Annotated in this window: 15 protein-coding genes and 1 pseudogene; 9 read left to right on the forward strand and 7 right to left on the reverse strand. The window is 60.9% G+C overall.

The window, feature by feature from the left end:
- Positions 1-662: 662 nt before the first annotated feature.
- Entirely contained in the window at positions 663-1,304 is a 642-nt protein-coding gene (locus J3P73_RS07440) for a TetR/AcrR family transcriptional regulator (protein WP_075224795.1), read from the reverse strand.
- 266 nt (positions 1,305-1,570) lie between these two features.
- On the opposite strand from J3P73_RS07440, the pseudogene J3P73_RS07445 reads away from it, so the two are divergent.
- Both J3P73_RS07445 and J3P73_RS07450 read left to right on the forward strand, forming a co-directional pair.
- Positions 1,571-1,892 (forward strand): annotated as a pseudogene (locus J3P73_RS07445) (efflux RND transporter periplasmic adaptor subunit); the annotation flags it as partial.
- A 512-nt stretch (positions 1,893-2,404) separates the two neighbouring features.
- Entirely contained in the window at positions 2,405-2,599 is a 195-nt protein-coding gene (locus J3P73_RS07450) for a hypothetical protein (RefSeq protein WP_018070855.1), read from the forward strand.
- A gap of 365 nt (positions 2,600-2,964) precedes the next feature.
- Here the strand turns inward: J3P73_RS07450 and J3P73_RS07455 are convergent, their stop codons facing one another.
- From J3P73_RS07455 to J3P73_RS07470, 4 genes are all read right to left on the reverse strand, one after another.
- Positions 2,965-3,183 (reverse strand): hypothetical protein, encoded by a 219-nt coding sequence (locus tag J3P73_RS07455; RefSeq protein ID WP_130721697.1) that lies wholly within the window; start codon positions 3,181-3,183, stop codon positions 2,965-2,967.
- A 55-nt stretch (positions 3,184-3,238) separates the two neighbouring features.
- Entirely contained in the window at positions 3,239-4,195 is a 957-nt protein-coding gene (locus J3P73_RS07460) for an IS481 family transposase (RefSeq protein WP_130825004.1), read from the reverse strand.
- A gap of 1,162 nt (positions 4,196-5,357) precedes the next feature.
- Positions 5,358-10,916: a trifunctional serine/threonine-protein kinase/ATP-binding protein/sensor histidine kinase gene (locus tag J3P73_RS07465; protein ID WP_207579845.1), complete on the reverse strand. Its 5,559-nt coding sequence runs from the start codon at positions 10,914-10,916 to the stop codon at positions 5,358-5,360.
- 854 nt (positions 10,917-11,770) lie between these two features.
- The gene (locus J3P73_RS07470) at positions 11,771-12,409 is read right to left on the reverse strand and encodes a response regulator transcription factor (protein WP_018070861.1); all 639 of its coding nucleotides are present in this window, start codon (positions 12,407-12,409) and stop codon (positions 11,771-11,773) included.
- A gap of 425 nt (positions 12,410-12,834) precedes the next feature.
- On the opposite strand from J3P73_RS07470, the gene J3P73_RS07475 reads away from it, so the two are divergent.
- The 6 genes from J3P73_RS07475 to J3P73_RS07500 all read left to right on the forward strand — a co-directional run bounded on the left by J3P73_RS07475 (position 12,835) and on the right by J3P73_RS07500 (position 20,972).
- Positions 12,835-13,230, forward strand: a complete 396-nt coding sequence (locus J3P73_RS07475) for a response regulator transcription factor (RefSeq protein ID WP_018070862.1) — start codon at positions 12,835-12,837, stop codon at positions 13,228-13,230.
- A 531-nt stretch (positions 13,231-13,761) separates the two neighbouring features.
- Positions 13,762-14,826 carry an efflux RND transporter periplasmic adaptor subunit gene (locus J3P73_RS07480; protein WP_075224797.1) on the forward strand — a complete coding sequence of 355 codons (1,065 nt, stop codon included), beginning with the start codon at positions 13,762-13,764 and terminating at the stop codon, positions 14,824-14,826.
- A gap of 1 nt (position 14,827) precedes the next feature.
- Positions 14,828-15,928 carry an efflux RND transporter periplasmic adaptor subunit gene (locus J3P73_RS07485; RefSeq protein WP_018497375.1) on the forward strand — a complete coding sequence of 367 codons (1,101 nt, stop codon included), beginning with the start codon at positions 14,828-14,830 and terminating at the stop codon, positions 15,926-15,928.
- Positions 15,925-18,975 (forward strand): efflux RND transporter permease subunit, encoded by a 3,051-nt coding sequence (locus tag J3P73_RS07490; RefSeq protein WP_130771243.1) that lies wholly within the window; start codon positions 15,925-15,927, stop codon positions 18,973-18,975. Before J3P73_RS07485 ends, J3P73_RS07490 begins: the two co-directional genes overlap by 4 nt.
- 1 nt (position 18,976) lies before the next feature.
- On the forward strand, positions 18,977-20,266 hold the full coding sequence (locus J3P73_RS07495) for an alpha/beta hydrolase (protein ID WP_130763384.1): 1,290 nt from the start codon (positions 18,977-18,979) through the stop codon (positions 20,264-20,266).
- 67 nt (positions 20,267-20,333) lie between these two features.
- The gene (locus J3P73_RS07500) at positions 20,334-20,972 is read left to right on the forward strand and encodes a TetR family transcriptional regulator (protein WP_130771245.1); all 639 of its coding nucleotides are present in this window, start codon (positions 20,334-20,336) and stop codon (positions 20,970-20,972) included.
- 18 nt (positions 20,973-20,990) lie between these two features.
- Here the strand turns inward: J3P73_RS07500 and J3P73_RS07505 are convergent, their stop codons facing one another.
- A complete protein-coding gene (locus J3P73_RS07505; RefSeq protein WP_130771246.1) occupies positions 20,991-21,458 on the reverse strand; it encodes a cupin domain-containing protein in 468 nt (155 codons plus the stop codon).
- Positions 21,459-21,902: 444 nt separating this feature from the next.
- Between J3P73_RS07505 and J3P73_RS07510 the strand changes: the two genes are divergently transcribed.
- On the forward strand, positions 21,903-22,721 hold the full coding sequence (locus J3P73_RS07510) for a sugar phosphate isomerase/epimerase family protein (RefSeq protein WP_130691217.1): 819 nt from the start codon (positions 21,903-21,905) through the stop codon (positions 22,719-22,721).
- Positions 22,722-22,818: 97 nt separating this feature from the next.
- Here the strand turns inward: J3P73_RS07510 and J3P73_RS07515 are convergent, their stop codons facing one another.
- The gene (locus J3P73_RS07515) at positions 22,819-23,805 is read right to left on the reverse strand and encodes an IS110 family RNA-guided transposase (protein ID WP_027689168.1); all 987 of its coding nucleotides are present in this window, start codon (positions 23,803-23,805) and stop codon (positions 22,819-22,821) included.
- Positions 23,806-23,858 lie beyond the last annotated feature (53 nt).

Below are 23,858 nucleotides of genomic sequence, written 5' to 3' on the forward strand. Positions count from 1 at the left end.
TATGGGCGTGGATACTATCGCCGCGAAGCCTACGTCCTGGGCGGGTATGCGGCAGGCGTCGTCACCGGTGCTGCGGCAGCCTCGAGCACGGGCGGAACGACGTATTCTTCCTATGGATACCAGTCTGGCTCCGCTACGGGCTCCTCTGGCACGGCGTCCTCGAGTTCGTCCCACGGCAGCGCGGGCTCTGCTAACGGGGCATCGTCGGGTTCGTCTCACGCTGGTTCTTCTGGTTCGTCTGACGCCAGGTCTTCAGGCTCTTCTGGCGAGGTATATGCGAGCTCTTCGGATCAGAGCCGCTCCGGCCCGTCCGTTGGCGGCGGGACGAACCAAAGCGGCGGCAATAGCGGCTCCCCGTCTGTGAATCCTCTGATTGCCGGCCTGTTTGAGAGCCTGCCGCCAGAGGGTACGGCATGGACATCGGAAGAAGCGGTCGGTTGGCTTCAGGCCGCAGCCGCCAATCTACGGATCGTCTATAAGATCCAGGGAAATATCTTGGTGACGGGTGAAGTTCCATCGTCGAATTACGATCGCGTGCCTGGCGGGAATTAGGTTCCGCTCGGCACCGGAAGGAGGTTCAGGCCGGACGTCGCACGACGCATCCGGCCTTGCCACGCATCGAAGACTGCCAAGCTCCCTCCGCTCTGACGTACTTCGCCAGATCAGTACCTGCGTCCCGAACGCTGCACGAGTCCGCTCATCACGAGGTCGATGTGCGCCTCAACAATTGCCTTGCCGTCGATCGGTTTTCGACCCGCAAACATGAGACGCCAGACGGCAACGTGAAAAATCGAACTCGCGAGTACGTCCGGCGCATGGGCCGCCGCGTCTTGCCGAAACTCTCCCGATTTCACGCCTTGCTCGACGAGGGCCGTGAGGGCAGCAAGCGTCGGCGCGATGAACTTGCCATGATAGAAATCGACCGCTTCGGGAAAGCGAGTGCCTTCGGCGAGGGACAAGCGCAGAAGTTCTCTCGTCTTTCGGTCGTTGGCCGTGCTTTCATAGGAGATCAGCAGCAGGCCTCGTATCCGGTCGGCGCAGGATCCACGAAGGCTGCCGATGGCGGTCGACAGGTCCGCGGATGACGTCGAGGCCTGGCGAAACATTTCCTGGAAAAGAACTTCCTTGGTCGGGAAATAGAGGTAGACCGTTCCCTTTGTTATCCCCAGTCGGCTTGCGACGTCTTCGACACGCGTTGCCGCATAACCTTTCGCCGCAAATTCCTCGAACGCGGCCTCCAGTATTTCATCAGGACGCCTTGCCTTCCGCTCCGCCCTTGATGTTTTCTTTTCGACTCGTTTCATCACATCCCATTGGATTCTTTGAGAATATCCGGTGACACACCTTTAGTGGGTGTGCGATCCACAGTGGCAGCAGAGATCTGGTCGTGCCTGCTCATCTTGCAACGATGTTGCGTGTGTCAACATATTTGGCCTAGACATGTTGACATCGCCCACTTTACGCATGCAAAGTGGGCGTTGTCAACATCGGACGATGGCCTGTTACACGCAGCAAATTGAAGCTGGCGATCAACAAGCGGCTCTCTTCGCAAACCGTACCGGAGCAAAAAATGCAGTCTTTTCGATTGCTGGGAATTGGTCTCGCCTGCGCAGTCCTTGCTGCCTGCGAGGAGAAAGCTGAGGTGGCGCCCCCGCCTCAGCAGGTCCGCATCGTCGCGGCCGCCGGGACTCAGTATCAGCCGGGTGCGGAAATTATCGTCGCCCGTGCCGCGCTTGGCGTCGACGCAGGCCGTCGTTGCGCAGAAGACGCTCGCCTTCAATCGGGCGAAGTCGCTCCTGCAGTCGCAGGCTGTTCCGAGGGCGGCCTTTGATGACGTCCAGAAGGAGCTGCTGAGCGCAGGCATCCCTCGAGTTCGTCCCGCGGCAGCGCTCCGGGCTCTGCTAACGCGGCGTCGTAGCGTTCGTCCCTCGGGAGCTCTTCGGATTCGTCTCTCGCAAGATCTTCAGGCTTGTCCTGGGGGGTATAGCCGAAGTCCGAACGTGCAAGACTCTTGGCTGGCGGAAGGCAGCTTCGAATTGGTCATCCGGACACCTACGAGCGGAACTAGGTGCAAGCCGCGGCACCACGTGCCGCTCGCCATCAATGGGGACGATGCGAGCTTTTGGAAGGCTATACGAATAGATAGCATGCCTGATTCCAACGCATCTCTTCATTAGCGGGTACAAAAATGCTCTACTGTGAGCGCCTTCTTAAAGGCAACGAGCCGCCTAACTCTTTGTGGTGCAACGGTTCCTTTACCACCCGCTGAATGGGAGCCCTCTTTCTCTGTCGAGCTGCCGCCTAGCGTCATGAGCCTCGCAGATGTCCAAGAGCCACCGGGCAGTCATGTCTTGTAGACCGCTCACAATTGACGAAAGTCATTACCACACGGAGGCCGTTCACGATGGCAGCGCCGAGATATACCCGTTGTAAGAACCTCAATATTTACTGGACTGTGGTCGATAAAGTCATCGGACAGCCGGCCATCATCGATGGGTTTGTCATGGACATGCTCACCGCCGAGGAGGCCGATAATTTGGTCGATCTACTAAATCGTGGCAACCAAGAGAGCCTCTGGTGTTTTGCAGAACGATGTTAGAAGCAATGGTCGATGACCGGCGTGCTCGTACGGCCCTCAGACAGACTGAAAACCTTGAGCTCGACATCCTTTCGACTAGGGCGTTCATCGGATGCTGGAAACTGAATTCGGTGTGGAGAATGCAGCCGACGTTCGGATGATCATCAAAATTGACGCTGGCGTGAACGAGCACGGCAAACCCAGGATTCCCGACCCCCCGCCTGAGGACCCCATCTGCGTCCGAAAGCCGTAACTTGTTCGCTTTCGGTTGCGGTGGCATTTACTATCCAATTCCGGATAATCCCTCGTCGGTTCAATTCCTTTAGAACTTTGCGAAGCCTGCCATTTCATTTGGCCGTCGGGCTATGCATCGATATGCTTGGACCTCAATTCCCTCGGCCAAGAATATTGAGGGCGTCGTGCAATCTAAGGGCAGCCAGCGCCTTCGTTGCCTCGTCGGCCGGCCATCCGGCTTCCATTGCCGCCGACAGCAGGGTGGCGTCGGTGTGAAGCTCAAGTCTCTCGTAGAGGGGCTCAAGCGCTTCTCGGGCGGTAACAACGCGCTCGTCTGGAGGCGTGATAGGAGTCGGAGATACCGTCGGCATTCTGCGTCCCTTCCTAACGGTTTTAGAACCTGAAAATCGGCCATGGTTCCAACGTCTAGCTGTGGATGCTCAAGAGGTTGTCTCGGTTGAGGCCGAGGCGACTGATGGGTGTTTTTGATTTCAGGCTGCCGTGCGGACGATGCCAATTGTACATATGGGTCCAGCTTGGCAGATGGGCTTTTCGGTGTTCGGATGACGGATAGGCGCATGCATAGGCCCACTCTCGCAAAGCCGTCTGAATGAAGCGCTCCGCCTTGCCGTTGGTTTTGGGGGTATAGGGTTTGGTGCGGATGTGCTTGAGGCCGAGTGCCTTGCAGGTGGTTGCGAAGTCCTTGGCCTTGTAGCAGGCGCCGTTGTCGGTCATCACCCGCGTGACTGTGATGCCCAGGCTCTGATAATAGGTGACGGCCGCCTTGAGGAAGGCAATGGCGCTAACGGCGGTTTCGTCGGGGAAGATATCGGTAAAGGCGATGCGGGAGGCATCGTCAATGCAGATGTGGACGTATTCCCAGCCGACACCACGCGAGTTGCTTTGGCCGGTCCGGTTGCCGGTGATGCGGTGGCCGACGCGATGAAAGCGGCCGAGGCGCTTGATATCGAGATGGATCAGACCACCCGGCTCGGCATATTCGTAACGTACAATCGGCTCGGCGGGATCGACATCCTTCATCCGTGACAGGCCTGCACGCCTGAGAACGCGGCTGACGGTGGCGGGCGACACGCCTGTTTCCATGGCGATGTGCTTGCCTGTCCGGCGCTGACGGCGAAGTGCGACGATGCGCTCTGCCAAGGACTGACCCGTCTGACGTGGACTGATTTTGGGCCGGGACGAGCGGTCCGCCATCCCGGCGCGTCCTTGTGCCCTGAACCGTTCGACCCAGCGCGAAACGATCTTTGACGAGACACCATAAAGGCGGGAAGCCTGGGCTTTGGACACTTGGCCTTTGGCAACGGCCAAAGCCATTTCCTCTCGACGCAACGGGGTCAGTCGGGCATTCTTATGGATGTTCATTCGGAGTGATCCTGGAAAACTGAGGTGTGGTAACTCCAGTCTCCTAAATCCGCTCCGAATGGACAACCTCCGGAAAGCTCACATCTAGTGAATGGCTGCCGACGCCGGTGCCAACATGACCAGCCTGGGGAAGCCAGCACTCATGAGCAAAAGGTAAAACAAGCCGCGTAGCTCCGCCATCATACTTGTGTATGCGCAAGTTATACGGAGGCAGCATCAGGCGGGCTGCTAGGGTGCTATGCTCGGCTCGGCCGAGGGCATTTTATCGGCAAGGAGCGGGTGGTGGTCTGATTTCCGGCAGCAGGCCCGACGAGGGACTCCTAAACCCCTGTATAAGGCATCCCCTCCTCTTCGCTACCCGATCCTTCCTCAAGATCAATAGCCGGTCGAGCGGCGTCCTGTTACGGTCAGGGCACTTTATTCCGCGCGGCAATGTCATCAAGCTCGCGAAGGAGTTCATCACGCCTCGTGATGCCTGCATCAAGAACAGACTTGAGACCGGTTCGCCAACGATAGGTGGCCGGCGAGCCGATGGGGTCGGACCGTTTGCCTCTTCGCTCCTCCGCGTTCTTTCTAAGGATTGACACCATGACACATGACCTCCACCGCATCCAAATCGAGCTGGTCCCATTGACGCTTTTTCCCAGCGCATATGGGGACGCCGGGCCTTGGGCTCCGGGCTCTCCGCTCCACACGCCGCCAGATATTTCATCACTGCCGACGACAGACTTGGAGGCTCATTTGATGATGTTTGCCGTCATGCCGCGCGAAACGATCGAGTGTCCCTGGGGGCAAGCTATGCACGCCTGGAGATCTGTCTTTACCCTATACGTTACTGGAACCCAGTTCGGTCTTTTTTGCTACTCCGCCGGGCTTGTCCGTCTCCTGGACGACCTCGGGAGTCTTACCCCTTCAGTGATTTCCGCGACCATGCATTAAGCCAGAGCCGCGTCTTGGGTCCAGAATTGAGGATCATCGAGCTTGGTGCCCGGCACCTTCTAGCTGGTTCAGACATGTGGATGCTCCCCACCGCCCCATCGGCCCGATCGCGGCGTCGTGAAGATGAATCCAGCTCCGGCCGCACATTGTTCGTCTCGTGATGGAGACCAGAGGCCCTGCCTAAGGCCTTGAGACTGCGCGAGACCTACTTGCTGCGAGTGCTTCAGCCGGGTGTTGGTCCTACGCAGTTTCCCAACACCGCCATTTCGTCGGCTGGCTTTGCGCCGATCGTTTCATCTCGTTGGAGAGGCAGGCTGAACAGAAACAGTGCCCCACGAGGGTCATTGGCGGCGGCCCACATTTGGCCCCCGTGAGCCTCGATGATTGAACGGCAGATCGCCAGGCCCATACCCATGCCGCTGGATTTGGTCGTGTAGAATGCCTCAAAAAGACGGTCCATGGTCTGCGGGTCCATGCCTGGACCCGAGTCGCGTACCCCGACGACCACGCCTCCTGAGGCCGCTATCTCGGTGCTGATCAGCAACTCGCGCTCTTCCGCATCGATGCCGCTCATCGCCTCGATGGCGTTCATGATCAGATTTAGGACCACCTGTTGCACCTGGACGCGATCTCCTTCCACGGACGGGAGACTCGTCGCGAATTCGGTCTGCAGCGTGACGCCTTGCCGGAGCACTTCACTGCCGGTCAAGGCAATCACGTGACGAATGGCTTCATTGAGGTCGAACTGCCCCTTGCTAGGGGGCTCCTTTTTGACCAAGGCACGGATCCGGCCAATGACATCGCCGGCCCGATTGGCGTTATCCACGATCCGGCCGAGCGCCTGAGCCACTTCCTCCAGATTCGGCGGATGGCTGCCGAGCCAGCGCAAGGCCGCCTGGGCGTTGGTGAGCGACGCGGCGAGCGGTTGATTGACTTCATGGGCGATGGATGCAGTGAGCTGCCCCATTGTGGCGACGCGGTTTGCGTGGGCCAGTTGCCCCAGCGCCTCGCGCAGGGCTCCCTCGCTCTCCCTTAACGCCTCTTCGGCCTGCCGGCGCTCCGTCAAATCGAGGACGAATGAGACACCTTCGTTCCTGCTTTCTTCTAATAGGGCACCGCCGATCAGCACGGGCAGACGGCTGCCATCTTTCCGAAAGTACTCCTTCTCGAACGGTTGGACCGCCCCGATCAACTTCAGCTCCCCGATGGCCCGTGCGTCGCGGTCGCGCCATTCGGCCGGCGTCAGTTCCGTCCAACATAGCCGACCAGAGGCAAGATCCTCTCGGTCGTATCCCACCATGCGGAGGAACGCGTCGTTGGCCTCAAGAATGCGACCTTCGATGTCCCAGATGACGATTCCGATGATGTTGGCCTTGACCAGGCGACGGATCCTGGCTTCGCGTTCAGCGAGATCGCGGTACAACCGGGTATTCTCCAGTGAGATCGCCGCCTGAGAGGCGAGCAGTTTCAGCACCGCGATCCTGGCCGGCGCAAAGACCCGAGGGGCGAGGTTGTTTTCAAGATAGAGTACCCCGGCCAGTTGGCCCTGATTGAGCAACGGCACACAGAGAATAGAACGAGTACGGTGCTGACAAATGTAGGGGTCCGCGGAAAATGGGTTCTGAGCTATGGCGTCGTCGAGAACCACGCTTTCGCTTGTGCGCAAGACATAATGAAGGAGCGATTGCGGCAGGGCGGTCCCTGTCGCGATCTCGTCACACATCTGCACCACGACCGTTTCGCCGCCCGTCGTGGCTTCTGCCGTGATCCGCGACTCACCGCCACGCGACAGGATCAACAAGCCGCGCTCGGCGCCCGCCTGCTCAACGGCGGTGCGCAACACGGTGTCGATCAGCTTTTGAAGCACAATCTCGCCCGACACCGCTTGCGAGATTTTGATAACGGTTGCGAGATCGAGTTGTTCGACCGGTGCACCAATGGTGCTTGTCGGAGAGGGAACGCGCTCTTCCCCTCTCAGGTCAGGATAGAGTTGGTCAAGTTGCCGCACCTTACCGTCGGCGCCCCAGCGCCGATAGCAGCCACGCGCATTGCGGAGATAGAGACGTGCGAAATCCTCGAAGCCTCCCTGCGCGTAAAAGCGGGCGGCAAGTTCATATGCGAGGGCTTCATGATGAACGAAGCCGTTTGCGCGCGCCGAGCGGATCGCTTGTTCGTAAAGACGCACCGCGTCGATTTCGCGGCCTTCGAGGCGTGCTATTTCGGCGCCGACCAGCGCGGCTCGGTTCTCGAAGTTCTCCGGGCAATTCTTCGCATAGATCTCAAGCTGTCGGTGGTGGGCAACCAGAGCCTCCGTATGCCGCGCCCGCGGCTCAGCCACAGCATAGTCGCAGCATGCGGCGCGGGCCAACGCACCGTAGAAATGATGCTCCGGCGTTTCTTCGAAATGCGACACCGATGTCCATGGCAGCCTCTGCGCCCGCAATGACGCATCGACGGCCGCCTCATAGTCGCCGGCAAAGAACCGCGCCTGCAGTTTTCTGACAAAGTAGCAGGTTTCCGCAAGATTCGGATTTTCGGAAAACCGACGTTCGATCTCAAGTTCGTCAAATCCGTCGTCGTCAAAGGAGCCGAATTTCCGGGTCAACCCGCGCAGCGTCCGGACGAGTCCGAGTTGCGCACTGGCGAGATCTATCACGAACTGGAACCGCACCTCCTGCGCAAACGTGAGGCCAATCTCCGCTTGGCGCTGCACTTCCATAAGCGGATCTCCCGCGGCCAGCAGGTTCGAGTTCAAACTGACATGGCTGTATCCGGCAAACGTGAGGTCGCCGCACTGGTTGGCAATTTCAAGCGCTCGCCGCAAGATGTCGCGGCCGGTTCGGACATGTCTCGTCCACGGTATGACGTGAGCCCCGAAGTCTTTGTAAGTCCTGGCCTGAAAGCGCTTCAGGTCGTGCTTTTCGACCAGATGGCAGCCTAGCTGACCAAACCGGAATCCGGCCTCATAGTCGCCGAAGCGCGGTCCGGCAATATAGCCAAGCGACACATAATGGTAGCAGGAGCCGTCGCTGTTGCCTCGCTCGAGGCTCAGGTTCACAGCCAGGCAGATTGCCATGCAAGCCAGATTCGCATCCGTATGCCATACCGCCCCAACGAGCCGGGTGAGAATATCCAGCGTCGAGGCGGATGCTGGGTCGCGCATCAACGGCAGATCAATGAGTTCCTCGATCGCGCGGCTGCCGAGCTGCGACCATATTCGGCCGTATTCTCTTTGAACCTCCTCGTCGGCCGGATGCGGCGCCCAGTCGATGCCGAGATGTTGCCTCACATGGTCGAGACCGACCGCGGCCGACCGGCCGGTCTGACCGAGCGCAGCATAGAGATCGATGCGCAGGCAGGCGACAGCAGCCTGATCGTCGGAGCAGACAGCACGATTGGAAAGCTGTGCTAATCGCTCCTCCGCGTCCGGCAGCGCGCCAAGGTGGAACTCGCATTCGGCTCGGTTCAGCTCAAGCGCGAAGGTCAGTTGACGCTGGCGCTCCCAGGCGTCTTCCGGCAGCAGCGTCGTGCCTGCAACAAAATAGTTGAGTGCCGAGGCGTATGCCGTCGACGCCGCTGCGCGCTTGCCGGCCAGCAGATTGAACTCGGCCAGTTGCTCGCGCTCCTTAGTTGAGGTGATCAGTGCGGCTCCCCGGTTGAGCTGGCTGACAATCTCGAAAACATAATCGTCAATCAGCTCCGGCGCGGTGTTCGCCGCAAGCAACCTCCCAATGCGGAGGTGCAACTCGCCGCGTCGCTCCTCCGGGATTAGCGAATAGGCGGCTTCCTGAACGCGATCGTGGACGAACCGATATGCGCCTGCCAACCCCTCGAGCAGTTCATGAGCGACGGCAGGCCATAAGGCGCCGGCGACTTCTTCCTCCGGTATCCCGAGGACGAGCGAAAGCGTCGCAATATCTGCTATGTTTCCAAGACAGGCGAACTGCTGCAGCGCCTCCCGCGTTTCGGGCGGCTGGCGCTCGAGCTTGCCGACCATGAGGTGCACGACGTTGTCGGTGTATCCCTTGGCGTGAATGCGCCCGAGATCCCAGGACCAGCATGCCGCGTCATGATCGAAGGCGAGCATTCCCTCTTCGGCGAGCGAAAATAGGAACTGACGGACGAAGAACGGATTGCCGCCGGTCTTGTCGAGCATCATTTGTGCGAGCGGGGCTGCACGATCGGTCTGACAGTGGAGCGCATCTGCAATCAACTGCCGGAGATCGTCTTTGGTAAGCGGCGCAAGGGTGATCTCCGCTACCTTGCCGCCGGCGGTTTTGATCGCGTCGAGCTTCCGCATCAGCGGATGGGCGGCGGTGACTTCGTTGTCGCGATAGGCACCAACCAGCATCAGGTGTTGCAGATCCGGCCGGGTCAAGAGATCTTCAAGCAGATCGAGCGTCGCCGCGTCGAGCCACTGGAGATCGTCGAGGAACAGCGCCAGCGGATGCTCCGGCTGGGCGAAGACACCGATGAACCGCCGGAATACCAGCTCGAAACGCCGTTGCGCCTCCTGTGGCGGAAGTTCGGGGACCGGCGGCTGGTCGCCGATGATGAGCTTCAGATCGGGGACGAGGTCGACCATCAGCCGTCCGTTCGGTCCCAGCGTCTCCCTCAGCGTCTCGCGCCAGAGTGCCAAATCGGCGTCGCTCTTCGCGAGAAGCTCCCGGACAAGGCTCTGAAACGCCTGCGCAAGGGTCGCATATGGAATATCGCGCTTATACTGATCGAACTTGCCGGACGCAAAAAGGCCGCGCGGCGGCGCCAGAGCTTTGTGAAGTTCATTGACCACCGCCGACTTGCCGATGCCGGAATAGCCAGAGACCAACACCAACTCCTGCGCGCCGCTCGACACCACGCGGTCCCAGGCAGTGAGCAAGATCTCGACCTCGTGCTCTCGCCCGTAAAGCTTCTCGGGAATCAGCAGGCGGTCCGGGATGTCGCGTTCGCCGAGTGGGAATGCGTCAATCCGGTGCTGCATTTCCCATTGGCTGAGACAGTGGCTCAGATCGTGCTCGACGCCGCCTGCCGTCTGGTATCGTTCCTCGGCCGTCTTGGCGAGCAGCTTCATGACGATGGCCGAGACTGCCGGTGAAACATCCGCCACCCGCTCGTTGGGCGGCGTCGGCTGCCGTGCAATGTGGCAATGCACCCATTCCATCGGGTCGGAGGCGGAGAACGGCAGGCTGCCGGTCAGCATTTCGTAGAGTGTCACGCCGAGCGCATAAAGGTCGCTGCGGGAATCGATCGAGCGGTTCATGCGCCCGGTCTGTTCGGGGGCCATGTAGGCGAGCGTTCCGGCGACCACTTCGGGCGGCTCGTGAGTCTGCCGCTCGCGGGAGAGGCGCGAGGCGATCCCGAAGCTTGTTAGCCGCACCTCGGCGCCCGTGCCCGTTACCAGGATATTGGCCGGTTTGATGTCCTTGTGGACGAGACCGCGCTGGTGGGCCCCACGGAGCGCAGCGGCGATGCCGATCCCGAGGCGCAGGAAAAGCTCCGTTTCCATAGCCATTCCGAGCCGCCCGGCGAGCGGCTCGCCGCCCGGATCTTCAAGCACCAGCATGGTCCGGCCGCCTTCGCGCACCAACTCAAGCGGTCGCACTGCCCATGCGCTATCGAGCTCATCCTTCAATGCATATTCATGGTCGAGGCGGCCGAGGCTCGAAGGCGTCGGGTATTCGAGCGTCGAAAGCACGACCAGTACCGGGTTCCACTTGCCGTCGGCACCCCGGCGCCGTTCCCGATGGAGCACGCGCTCACCGTCCTCCCAAAAAACCTCCAAACTCCCATCTCCACCAACACCGAAGAAAGAGGATGTGCCTGCTTGCCGACTTCGTCATCTCGCCTGTCGCATCTGGCACTGCCACTTTCGTTTCGGGAATCCGTCCGTCAAATTGGCCAAAGCGAGCACATGACGAACCGCGACCACTTCCCCACTTTCTTACCACATCTCGCCTGTTCGTCCCAACAACGAGCGGCCATCACCCACCCGTTCGATACGTGGTCCACCGCTACGAAAGACCGCCCAACGGCTGCTGGGCGGTCAGGCGGATCGTGGACCCGCAGAGCTTCGGATGGAGGGAGCGCCGAAGCGTGGTGGTAGCAACGGGGGGATTCGCGACCTGCCTGTCCCGAGGCAACGAGTAGAGGCTAGCGATGGAAGGGACGACGGGAAATTATACTGTGGTATCGTCTTGCGATACTTTGGAATACCGGCACCGACACCCATCAGCGAATTCCGCTCAGCGATTGACATGTCGGCGACGTCATCCGTGGCCCGACAACGACTGGGCCGACAGTCTCTCTCCTTGTCTAACCCGGCAGGCCGGCAGGTGGTACGGCCGCGGTGTCGCCGAAGATAAAAGGCGAGCACGACATCGGCGTGCTTCGTGCCTGTCGTACCGTCAGGTGCGATTCGTTGTCGGTGTTGAAGTCGAAAGTGTCTGCCGGCTCTGAGTCCAAAAAGGAGCCTCCCGCGGGGGTAGGGAGGCTCAAGGCGGGCCGATACGGCCTGGGAGGAGGTGGAGAAGGAAAGGAGCCTGCATCATAGAGGAGAGCTCCCGCCGGCGCTATTGGCCACCAGGACGGTTCGATTACCAATGAGGAGGGGGTAACCTATACGCGCAGCCAAGACCCTTACGAGTGCGTTTGCGGCTTTCCCGGCGCGAGCATCAGTTTGTCAGCCATACGCGCGAGTTCGGGCAGGGATCTGGTACCCATCTTCTGCATGACCTGGCTGCGGTGAACCTTCACGGTAATCTCGCTCACGCCTAGATCGCCGGCAATTTGCTTGTTAAGCCGTCCGGTCACCACCAAAGCCATCACCTCGCGCTCCCGCGGCGTCAGGCTATCGAAACGCGCGCGCACCGTCGCCAATGACTTTTCATTTTCAAGCCACACGCGGTCGCGCGCCAGGCCGACGTGAACGGCGTCGAGCAAATCCTGGTCTCGGAACGGTTTCGTTAGGAACTCGACGGCGCCCCCCTTCATCGCCTGGACAGACATGGGAATGTCGCCGTGCCCGGTGATGAAGACGATCGGCAACTGAATATTTTCTCGCGACAGCGCAAGCTGAAAATCAAGGCCGCTTTGCCCTGGAAGGCGGACATCGAGCACGAGACAGGTCGGTCCGTCGGGTCGCCCAGATCTGAGGAAGTCGCCGACCGAAGCAAGGAGGTTGACGGCAAAGCCGACGGAACGCAGCAGACTGCCAAGCGCCTCGCGGATCTCCGGGTCATCATCGATGACAATGATGGTTGCTGGCGCCTCGGTCAATCGTCAGAACTCCCAAGGTGATTCGACGTCTTGGGAATATATACTATCGAGCCCCACTGCAGCGGCAGCGGGCGAGGCCAACCAGCATAAGCATAGCGCCGGTCACGCGATGAGAACACTCCTCCTGTCTCCTTCGCTATTGCCGAAACGGGTCCTCTTTCGCACACCAGAATGCGCGATAATTACCTCGGCCACAAGGCTAGATGCGGGCGGCCCCAAAAGCGCTTGCGCGTCCAGCTGTCTGCCGTGGCATGCCGATGCGCCACATGCCCGGCGATGCCGCGCTCGTCGCGCAAGTCTTAGACACGCTATACGATTGTATAGCTTGCGACGCCTTTGTCGCCGTTCAATACTAAATCCATCCAGTCAAGCGCGCCACAACGCTAATTCGGCACGATGCCGGTCGGCGAAGTTGGGAGGCGGCAGTGCCAACCAAGAGACCTCTGATTGCGATCGTCGACGACGACGAGTCGATACGGGACGCTATAAAGGGGCTCATGAGGTCGATGGGATTTGACGCCGAGTCCTTTTCATCCGCAGATGATTTCTTGATATCTCCTGATGTCCGCCGCACGGCCTGCCTCGTGACGGACATCAATATGCCTGGAATGAGCGGACTCGATCTGCACCGCCGGCTCGTCGCGCTGGGCAAGAGCATTCCGACTATTCTGATCACCGCCTTCCCGGAAAAGAATATGGGCGCGTCAGCGTTGGGCGCGGACGTCGTCGGCTGTCTGACAAAGCCGTTCAACGGACAGACTTTGCTTGATTGCATCCGTTCTGCGCTGGCTCTCAATGGCGAGGGCGAAAGCGGTTCATGAGGTCGCAAAGACCTCTCCGAGGCAAAGCGCGCCGCCCTGTAAGCATTTGGCCGGTGACGGGCAGGGGACCGTCTCGCCCGGTTCTGAGACAGTGTGAAGGAAGGACGACGCTCGAGGCTTTTGAGCAAGGCCCACCGCCCGCCCGCTGTCGAACCTGCTGACGGGGTCTTAGACGGCCTGCCATACGTCGTGTCGTGACATAATCAGGCGCTCGCGCGGCCGGTCTGCAACCTTCTCAATGCCCCCTCGGGCGAGGGGCGGTTAGGCAGGCGGGGGAACGCTGGGGGCCGCAGCGCATCGGATCTGGAGCCACCCTCCGGAAAATCCCGCGCGACCAGTGGCTTGCAGCCATTCCACTCGAACTCGATGTTGCGTGTGTCAACATTTTTGCTTTGCGATGTTGACATTGCCCACTCCAATCTTTAAGTGGGCGTTGTCAACATCGCAAATGGCCCTCATTCGCAATCAGATTGAAGACTGCGGCGAACACCGTGGCTCTCCTTTTGGTCGCAAACCGTACCGGAGCAAAAAATGCAGTCCTTTCGATTGCTGGGAATTGGTCTCGCCTGCGCAGTTCTGGCTGCTTGCGAAGAAAAAGCCGAAGTTGTGCCGCCGCCGCAGCAGGTCCGCGTCGTCGCGGCCGCCGAGGCTCAGTATCAGCCGGGTGCGGAAATCACCGGCGAGGTGAAGGCTAGGGTTCAGACCGACCTCTCCTTTCGCGTCAGCGGCCGGGTTCTTGAGAGAAGGGTCGACGTCGGATCGCATGTCCACGCCGGCGACGTCCTTGCCCGCCTCAACGACACGGAACAACAGGCGGATGTCAGCGTCGCCCGCGCCGCGCTGGAGTCGGCGCAGGCCATCGTTGCGCAGAAGACACTCGCCTTCGATCGAGCCAAGTCGCTCCTGCAGTCGCAGGCCGTTCCGCGGGCGGTCTTTGACGATGCACAGAAGGAGTTGCTGAGTGCGCGGGCTTCCCTCGAGGCGGCCGAGGCCGCGCTCGCGACGAGCGAGGACGCGCTGTCCTACACCGAGTTGAAAGCGGCTGCAGACGGCATCATCACGGCGCGCGGCATCGAAGCCGGGCAGGTGGTATCAGCAGCTCAGTCGGCCTTCACGCTCGCCCACGACGGACCGCGGGATGCGGTGTTCGACGTCTTCGAGGCATTCTTTCTGGATGGCCGGCCGCGGAACGACGTCGAGGTCGCACCGGTCTCCGACCCCTCGCGCGACGTCCATGCCAGCATACGCGAGGTCTCGCCCGTCATAGACGCGAAGGCAGGCACGATCCGGATCAAGGTGGGGCTCCAGGACGGCGCGCCATGGCCGCTCGGAACGCCGGTCGTGGGCAAGCTGCGCGCCTCGCCGCGCGACGGCATCGTGCTGCCCTATACCGCAATCGCATCAGCCGAAGGCGAACCAGCCGTGTGGCTCGTCAACACTCAAAACCAAACCGTTTCGCTCCGGAAGATTTCGGTCGACCGGTACCGCCAGAGCGATTTCGTCGTCACCGGCGGCGTCGCTGCACAAGACCTGATCGTCACCGAAGGCGGAAAGTTTCTCAAGGAAGGCCAGGCCGTCGCCTGGGAAGGCAAGTGAGATGACCCTCAATCGCATATGCACCTCTCTCCCGCTTCTTTTGTCAGTGTCGCTGCTTGCAGGCTGCGATCAGAACTCCGTCGCGAGGGAGGAGCCGGCCCCCCGTCCTGTCAAAGTTGTCATGGCTGCGGCCGAACAGGACAAAGCGGTAAGCTCGCCCGGCGTGGTGCGAGCCCGCATCGAGACTGACCTGGCGTTTCGGACGCTCGGGCGAATGGTCTCTCGCAAGGTCGATGTCGGCGACTTGGTGCACAAAGGCGATGTCCTGGCGGAAATCGATCCTCTCACTCTGCAGCTCGCGGTCAGGAGCGCGGAAGCCGAACTGCGCAACGCCCAGGCGCAGTTGGAGAACGCGGCGACGACGGAAACGCGCAAGCGAAGGCTCGTCCAAAGCAATGCAGCGAGCGTTGCCGATCACGATCTTGCCGAGCAGCAGCTCAAGTCGGCTACCGCCAATGCTGCGAAAGCGACGGCCAGCCTTGCGAAGGCGCATGAGCAGCTAGGCTACGCCGAACTGAGGGCCGAGTTCGATGGCGTCGTGACCGCCACGTCCGCGGAAATGGGTCAGACCGTCTCGGCCGGCCAACCGGTCTTGAAACTGGCACGCCTCGAGCAGCGCGACGTGGTCGTCGACGTGCCGGAAGCGCAGTTCAGTCGCGTTCGCCTGGACGACCGCTTCAATGTCGCCCTCCAGCTCGACAGCAGGATCCAGGCGACTGGGGTGGTCCGCGAGATCGCACCGCAGGCCGATCCCAATACCCGCACTTATCGGCTGAAGATCGGGATCGATCAGGCGCCGGACATCTTCCGCCTTGGCGCCGTGGTCACTGCGACGCCGCTTGTTGTCGGAGAAGGGAAGCAGGCGATCATGCTGCCGCTCTCCGCCATCCGCCATGAAGGCGGGACCAGCCAGGTATGGGTGGTAGATCGCTCGACGGCCACTGTCGCTCCAAGAACGGTTGAACTGGAAGGTCCGGCGTCCGCCCCCCGTTCTGTCCTGGTTCAAGCGGGGCTGCGGGAAGGGGAAGAGATCGTCATAGCCGGAATCGATGAGCTCACCGATGGACAGAAAGTGCAACTCGGACAGGAGCCACGCCCGTGAATAAATTCAACCTTTCTGACTGGGCGCTCGAGCATCGTTCTCTTGTCTGGTACTTCATGATCATGTTCGCGGTGGCGGGCGCCTTTGCCTATCTCGGACTCGGCCGCGAGGAGGATCCGTCCTTCACGATCAAGACGATGGTGATCCAGGCCCAGTGGCCGGGCGCTTCTGCCCAGGAGGTGACGCAGCAGGTTACCGACCGCATCGAAAAGAAGCTCCAGGAACTCGACAAACTGGAACATACCCGCAGCATTACGACTGCCGGTCAAACGATCGTCTTCGTCGATTTGCTGCCGGATACGAACGCGCGGGACGTAAAGCCCACCTGGTCGCGCGTCCGCAACTTGATTGACGACATCAAGCACGAATTCCCCCAAGGCGTGGTCGGACCCTTCTTCGATGACCAGTTCGGCGACGTCTATGGCAATATCTTTGCCTTCACGGCAGACGACCTCAGTCAGAGAGAACTGCGCGATTTCGCAGAGGGTGCCCGAACGCAGATCCTCAACATCCCCGACGTCGGCAAGGTCGACATCGTCGGCGCACAGGACGAGGTGATCTACCTCGAGTTCTCCACCCGCAAGATCGCCGCCCTCGGCATCGACCGTTCCGCCATCATTGCCACGCTCCAGGCGCAGAACGCAGTCACCCAGTCCGGCTTTGTCGAAACGGGGCCGGAGCGGGTCGCCTTGCGGGTCGGCGGGCGCTTTATTTCCGAAGACACCTTGCGCGGGATCAACCTTCGGGTAAACGACCGGTTCTTCCCGCTGACCGACGTCGCAACGATCACCCGCGGCTACGTCGACCCGCCGACGTCGCTCTTCCGCTTCAATGGAAAGCCGGCGATTGGACTGGCGATCGGCATGAAGACCGGCGGCAATGTGCTCGCCTTCGGCGAAGCGCTCGAAAAGACGATGACCCGGATCATTCAGGATCTGCCGGTCGGTGTCGCCGTCGAACAGGTCTCGGATCAGCCGAAAGTGGTTGAAGAGGCAGTCGGCGGCTTCACGAAAGCCCTGTTCGAGGCGGTCGCAATCGTGCTCGCAATCAGCTTCATCAGTCTGGGGATGAGGGCCGGCTTGGTGGTGGCAATCGCAATCCCGCTCGTTCTCGCCATCACGTTCATGGTCATGTTCTACACCGGCATATCGCTGCAGCGCATCTCGCTTGGAGCGCTGATCATCGCGCTCGGCCTCCTCGTCGACGACGCCATGATCGCCGTCGAGATGATGGTTGCACGGCTGGAAGCGGGCGACAGTCTCACGAAGGCCGCCACCTACGTATACACATCGACGGCGTTTCCTATGTTGACCGGCACTCTGGTTACGGTCGCGGGCTTCATCCCCGTCGCTTTCAACAAGAGCAACGCGGGCGAGTTCACCTTCACCCTGTTCGTCGTCATCGCGGTTTCACTCGTCGTATCGTGGGTGGTCGCCGTCGTGTTCACGCCGCTGATCGGCGTGACCATTCTACCGAAGACGATGAAGAAGCACGCCGAGCACAAGGGTCGGTTTGCCAAAGTTTTTTCCAGCCTTCTGCAATTCTGTCTGCGCTGGCGCTGGATGACGATCGTCGCAACGGTCCTTCTCTTCGCGGGATCGATCGCCGGCCTGTCGATGGTGCAGCAGCAGTTCTTCCCGAGCTCCGATCGCCCGGAACTGATCGTCGACTGGAACCTGCCGCAGAACAGCTCGATCGCCGAAACGAGCCGCCAGATGGCCCAGTTCGAGCGTGAGATGCTGGCCGGCAACCAAGGCGTCGAACATTGGTCGACATATGTTGGCAGGGGTGCGCCGCGCTTCGTACTCTCCTTCGACGTACAGCCGGCAGTCGCCTCCTTCGGCCAGACGGTCATCGTCACCAGGGATCTCGACGTTCGCGACAAGTTGAAGCGGCAGATGGAAACCTATCTTCAGAAGACCTTTCCGGGGACGGACGCCTACGTGAAGCTTCTGGACATCGGCCCTCCGGTCGGCAAGCCGATCCAGTACCGTGTGTCCGGCGAAAATCTGCAGACGGTGCGCGACCTGGCACAGAAGCTGGGCTCGATCGTCGGCGCCTATCCTTCCCTCAGGAACATTGCCTTCGACTGGAACGAGCCGGCCCGCGTCGTGAAAATCGACGTGCTGCAGGACAAGGCCCGACAGCTTGGCGTCTCGTCCCAGGACATCGCCACTGCGCTCAACACGGTCGTACAGGGGAATGCCGTGACGCAGGTCCGCGACGACATCTATCTGGTCGATGTCATCGGGCGTGCCGCGGAAAAGGAGCGTGGCTCGATCGACACCCTGCTTGACCTGCAACTGCAGAGCAGCAGCGGTCAATCCGTGCCGCTGTCATCGGTCGCAACCTTCCACTACGAACTTGAACAGCCGACAATCTGGCGGCGCGACAGAATTCCGACCATCACGATCAAGGCCGGAATCGGCGATGCGACGCAGCCGGCGACCGTCGTGAAGGCGCTCTCCGACAAGGTTTCGGCATTTGAAAAGACACTACCGGCCGGGTATTCGGTCAAGATCGGCGGCGCGGTCGAGGAAAGCGCCAAGTCGCAAGGTCCGATTGCGAAGGTGGCGCCGGCTATGTTCGTCATCATGGCGACGCTCTTGATGATCCAGCTTCAGAGCTTCCACAGGCTATTCCTGGTCTTCTCGGTGGCTCCGCTGGCGCTCATCGGCGTCGTCGTGGCGCTGCTCGCCAGCAACTCGCCGCTCGGGTTCGTCGCACTGCTGGGCGTGCTCGCGCTGGTCGGAATCCTCATCCGCAACTCCGTGATCCTGATCGTGCAGATCGAGGAGCTGCGTGCAGAGGGAATGTCGGCATGGAAGGCGGTGGTGGAGGCGACCGAACACCGCATGCGACCGATCATGCTTACTGCCGCGGCGGCGACGCTGGCCCTGATCCCGATCTCGCATGAGATTTTCTGGGGTCCGATGGCTTACGCGATGATGGGTGGGATCGTCGTCGGAACGGCGCTGACACTTCTCTTCTTGCCGGCGCTCTACATCGCCTGGTTCCGGATTCCTCGCGAAGTCGAGCAGCACTGAGATGACCACATCCCTCTCACTCCCTGGGCACATTGCCCAGGGTCTCACCGGCTTTGGATTTGGGTTCGTCAAGGCGATCGCTGCCCGCGTGGGCCGCGCCGTCCCGGTCCTTGTGGCCCTGTCACTCGTTGCATCGGGTTGCGCCAACCGGGTGCAGGATGTCCTGCAGCCTCTCGCCGTGGCCCCGGCCGGCACGAGCCGGGTCACCATGCTCGTCGCCACAACACGCAAGCCTTCGGAGGATCCCGGCAAACTCTTTTCCGGCGACCGCGGGACGGCGATTTCCCTTAACAGCGTCGACGTATCCATCCCGCCCGATCGGAACCGCAAGATCGGGGAGGTACAGTGGCCGTCCCGCATGCCGCCCAACCCGCAAAAGGAGTTTGCGGTCACGCAGGTTGCCAAGGTGCAATCCGAGGGCCAGGCGTTCGACTGGTACCGGAAGAATCGAAACACGAAGCATCAGGTCATCATTTTCGTGCATGGTTTCAACAACACCTACGCCGATGCTGTCTTCCGCTTCGCGCAGATCGTCCATGACTCGGGAACCGACGCCGCGCCGATCCTCTTCACCTGGCCGTCAAGGGGCCGTGTCTTCGATTACCTCTACGACAAGGAGAGCGCCAACTATTCGCGTCGGGCTCTGGAGGATCTGATCCTCCAGGCTGTCAAAAGTCCCGACGTCTCCGATGTGACGATCCTCGCCCATTCCATGGGCGGCTGGCTTGCGGCCGAGGCGTTACGCGGCGTCGCCATGCGCGAGAAATCAATCCCGACGAAGGTGAAGAACGTCGTTCTCGCATCGCCGGACATCGACATCGACGTGTTCCGTCGCCAGTTCACCGAGATGGGGCCGAAGCGGCCGCACTTTGTGATTTTGACATCGACACGCGACAAGGCGCTGGCGATGTCGAGCTGGCTATCGGGTGGCGTCAACCGCGTCGGCGGGTCCGATCTCAGACCTTATGCGCCTCTTCTCGACGAACTCGGCGTTTCCGTTATCGACACGAGCGCCATCGCGACGAACGATCCGCTCGGCCACAATGCCTTCGCAGACAGTCCTGAGATCGTGCGCCTGCTCGGGCGGCGGCTGGCAGGGCAGAGCCTCGAGGGCGGAAAGGCGAGCGTTGCCGATCAGATCGGGATGACAGCGGCCAATTTCGCCGGCTCGGCAGCGCGCGTAGCCGTTGCGGCTCCAGTCGCGGTCATCAGCCCGGAGGCGCGAGAAATCCTGAAGCGAGAGCTCTCCTCGAATGGGGGAAAGATGGTGGATGGCCAGATCGCGTACTGATCGTCAACCGCCTCGATCAGACGCTATCTGAGACCCGCCCAGCATGCGGACTAGATAGGATTGGCAAATGGAAATTGGCACGACTGTAAAAAACCAGCCGCAGACTGGCTATTTGTCCTCGATCATCGAAGCCGGCACGGCAGCGTGCCGGCTGTACGGGCTCTCGAAAACAAACGTCGTCGATATCGCTCGACTGCTGGGGAAGTCGCCGGCCAGTGTGTACAAAATCTTCCCCTCCAAGGCGGCGATTTGGGATGCCATTGCCGGGAATTTCTTCGAAACTGACCTCTGCTTCACCCCGTTTGCTGGCGGCGAGCTCACCAGTGCGGCGAGCCGCCTGAAAGAAACCGCGCTCGGACAACACCGCTTGATGCTGCGAGCACGTCACGGCGATAGCCAGATGTTCGACCTCATTGTTCTCGCCGCAGAAGGCAATTGGCCATCATTCAGAGACCACCTGAAGCGACTTCAAGCGTATGTGGGAGAGCTCGTTGCTACCGGCATCGCGACTGAAGAGTTTGCTCCGAGGAATGTTGACACGGCCGCTGCCTGCTTTTGCGCCTCAATCATCTCCTTATGGGACCCCAGAATTATTAGCGCACTGCCTTCAAGCCAGTGTGAGCTGTCAGCTCTTGAGCTCGCCTCCTTCGCAGTTGCAGCTCTACGGCCAAGCTCCCCGGGCGAGGAGAGCATGGCCGCGGAATGACGCCACCAGATGCGGCCGCTAGGCCGCGAGAATGGTGATCCCGTAGGCATTGGCAGCCGCCGTCATGCGGGCGATGGTGTCGGCCGAGGGGCTGGCCTTCGGTGGCTCAGTCGTGCCTTCCGCTTCGATGAATTCGGCCATGTCCCGGTCGACGACCGCGGAAAAGACCACGGGGACGGTTCCGCGGTTGGAATAGCCGTGCACCATGAAGGGCGGGATGGTGACGATGTCGCCGGCGCTGGCCTCGATCTCTTCGGGGCCGCTGTCGCTCAGGCGCCAGATCGTCAGGTTTCCCTCGAGGATGCGGAACACTTCAGGGCTCGCATGCGCATGTTTCGGCGTCCGGCTGCCTGATGGCACGGTGACGTCGAAGATATTGAGCCAGGTTCCGCTGATTCTAAGCCGCCGCTCGACCCGGTCGCCGAGGACGAAAAACCGCTTGGCCTCATCGCTCGCAGGAATTTTCACAAATGAGTTGGACATCATGTCTCTTTCTTTTTCTTACAGGGCTTCTTCTTGTGGGCTTTTTCTTGCGGGCGCAGCCGTTAGACCTTTGCGACGCCTTTGACAACCCGCCCTGTTGTTGAGGGTAACATCGCCGAGCGCTTTCAAAGAAGCGCGCTATATCGGCCGAAGCGCTGAACAAACGGCTCCGTTGCCAGGGATTCAGCGCCGCCCGCGCGCCACTGCGTCACGAGACTGTCGGGGCCGATATCGGTACTTCGGGTCGTTTCCGCAAGGCCCGCCAATGCCGCATCAGCTATGCGGAAATGACTGAGGCCGGAGGGGTTCGAAAGGTTCTGCGCCTGTAATACCGCCGACACAGAAGGGGTGCATAGAACGCGGCGGCTGTTCTTGGCCTTCCCTGGGACCGTCCTTCCACGCCGTCCCGGCATTCACATTGATCATTCACATTGATGGAGCGCATCCATGTCCTCTCTTCCCGTCGTCGGCGCCGCCATGACGCTCGATGAAGTCGAACTTCACCGTGATTGGCTCTTCGAAAAGTCCCGCGATCTCGAATTGCAGAGCTTCGTCGATGCCGAGATTCTCAACGGCGACTGGGCGCCGCTTGCCGCCCGCGCCAGGCGGCTTCTCGACGGTCATGGCGGCCGCCTCGGCATTCACGGCCCGTTCTGGGGCTTCACCATCGCCTCGGAAGATCCGGATATCCGCGCCATCGTCACCCGGCGCCTGCTGCAGGGCCTCGATGTGTGCGCCGCCATCGGCGCGACCCATATGGTCATCCACAGCCCTTATACGTCCTGGTCCTACAACAATCTCGACGACAATGCCGGCGCCCGCGAAGCTTTGGCCGAGCGCACGCACATGACCCTGCGCGACGCCGTCCGGCGCGCCGAGGATATCGGCTGCACCATGGTCATCGAGAACATCGAGGACAAGGATCCGCATATTCGCGTGGCGCTTGCCGAAAGCTTCAATTCGCCTGCCGTCGCCGTCTCGATAGATACCGGCCATGCCCATTATGCTCATGGCTATACCGGTGCGCCGCCGGTCGATTATTACGTCAAGGCCGCCGGCAATCGCCTGCAGCATGTCCACTTGCAGGATGCCGACGGATATGCCGACCGCCACTGGAGCCTCGGCGAAGGCACGATCCGCTGGCATGCCGTCTTCGCAGCCCTTGCCAAGCTCGAAAGCAACCCGCGCCTCATCATCGAGATCAAGGACAAGTCGAAGATCCCGGCTTCATCAGCTTTTCTCGCCTCGATCGGCGTGGCTGAATAGCGTCTGTTGCCCGCCTGCTAAGGTCGCGGCTTGCTCCCTCTTCTCCCCAGCGGGGAGAAGGTGGCCCGAAGGGTCGGATGAGCATCTGTGTTTGGTGTCAAGGTGGATTTGGTGTCCAGATACGGTTTTTAGTGATGAGGGTATTTGCGAGCACGATGAGCTTTCGCATGACGGCGACGAGGACGACCTTGTTGGGTTTCCCGGCCTTCTTCAGTCTTTCGGCGAAGTGCGCGAGGTCGGGGTTGTGACGGGAGGCGGACAGGGCGGCCATGTAGATGGCGTTCCTGGGTGCGGGGCGTCCGCCCCTGATGGCGCGATGTCCGGCCCGCTCGCCACTTTCGCAGGCGAGCGGCGCAAGGCCAGCCAGCATGGCCGCCTGCTTGCCGGAGCAGGCGCCAAGTTCGCAAAGGCCAGCGATCAGGCTTGCGGCGGTGACGGCTCCGATGCCGGGAATGGAGATGAGGATGTCGAGGCGGCGGCGCATCTCGGGCTCGGCGCCGATGCTGCGCTCGATCTCGGCATCCAGTCTTGCGATATGGGTATCGAGCGCGGCAAGCCGGCGCGTCAGTTCCTTGCGCAGGAAGGCGGTCACGGCCGTCTTCATCCGGTTGGACAGGGCGGTGCGTTCGCCGTTGGCCGCAGATCGCGCATTGACCAGTTCCTGCAGGGCTTCCAGCGCTTGGTCCTGCGGTGGGGTCTGTGCGGGCTTGAGGGCTTCTCCCATGATGGCCAAAAGCCGCGCATCGAGCCGATCGGTCTTGGCGAGAAAGCCGCAAGCTTTGGCAAACAGCCGGGCGCGCAACGGATCGACGACCGACACGTAAAAGCCATCGGCATGCAGAGAACGCTGAACGGCGCGATGCCACTTGCCGGTCGCTTCCATGACGATGTGCAGCGCCGAGCGCGGCATCTGGTCAAGCGCATCGAGCTCCCGCTTGAGGCGGCGCAGACCGGCCGTGTCATTGGTCACCCGAAAACTGCGGCCGAGAGGATGCAAATGAATGTCCAGCCACTCTTTACAGACATCGATACCGACATAAACTGTCGCCATCGCGGTGCGTTCGGACGATACCTTGCCTTGCATACGGGACCTGCTCCCCACTATCTGTTCAGGACAAACGCGAAGGACGGGCGGAC

It is taken from the genome of Rhizobium ruizarguesonis (genome assembly GCF_017357285.1).
In the GTDB taxonomy this organism is placed as follows: Bacteria; Pseudomonadota; Alphaproteobacteria; order Rhizobiales; family Rhizobiaceae; genus Rhizobium; species Rhizobium ruizarguesonis.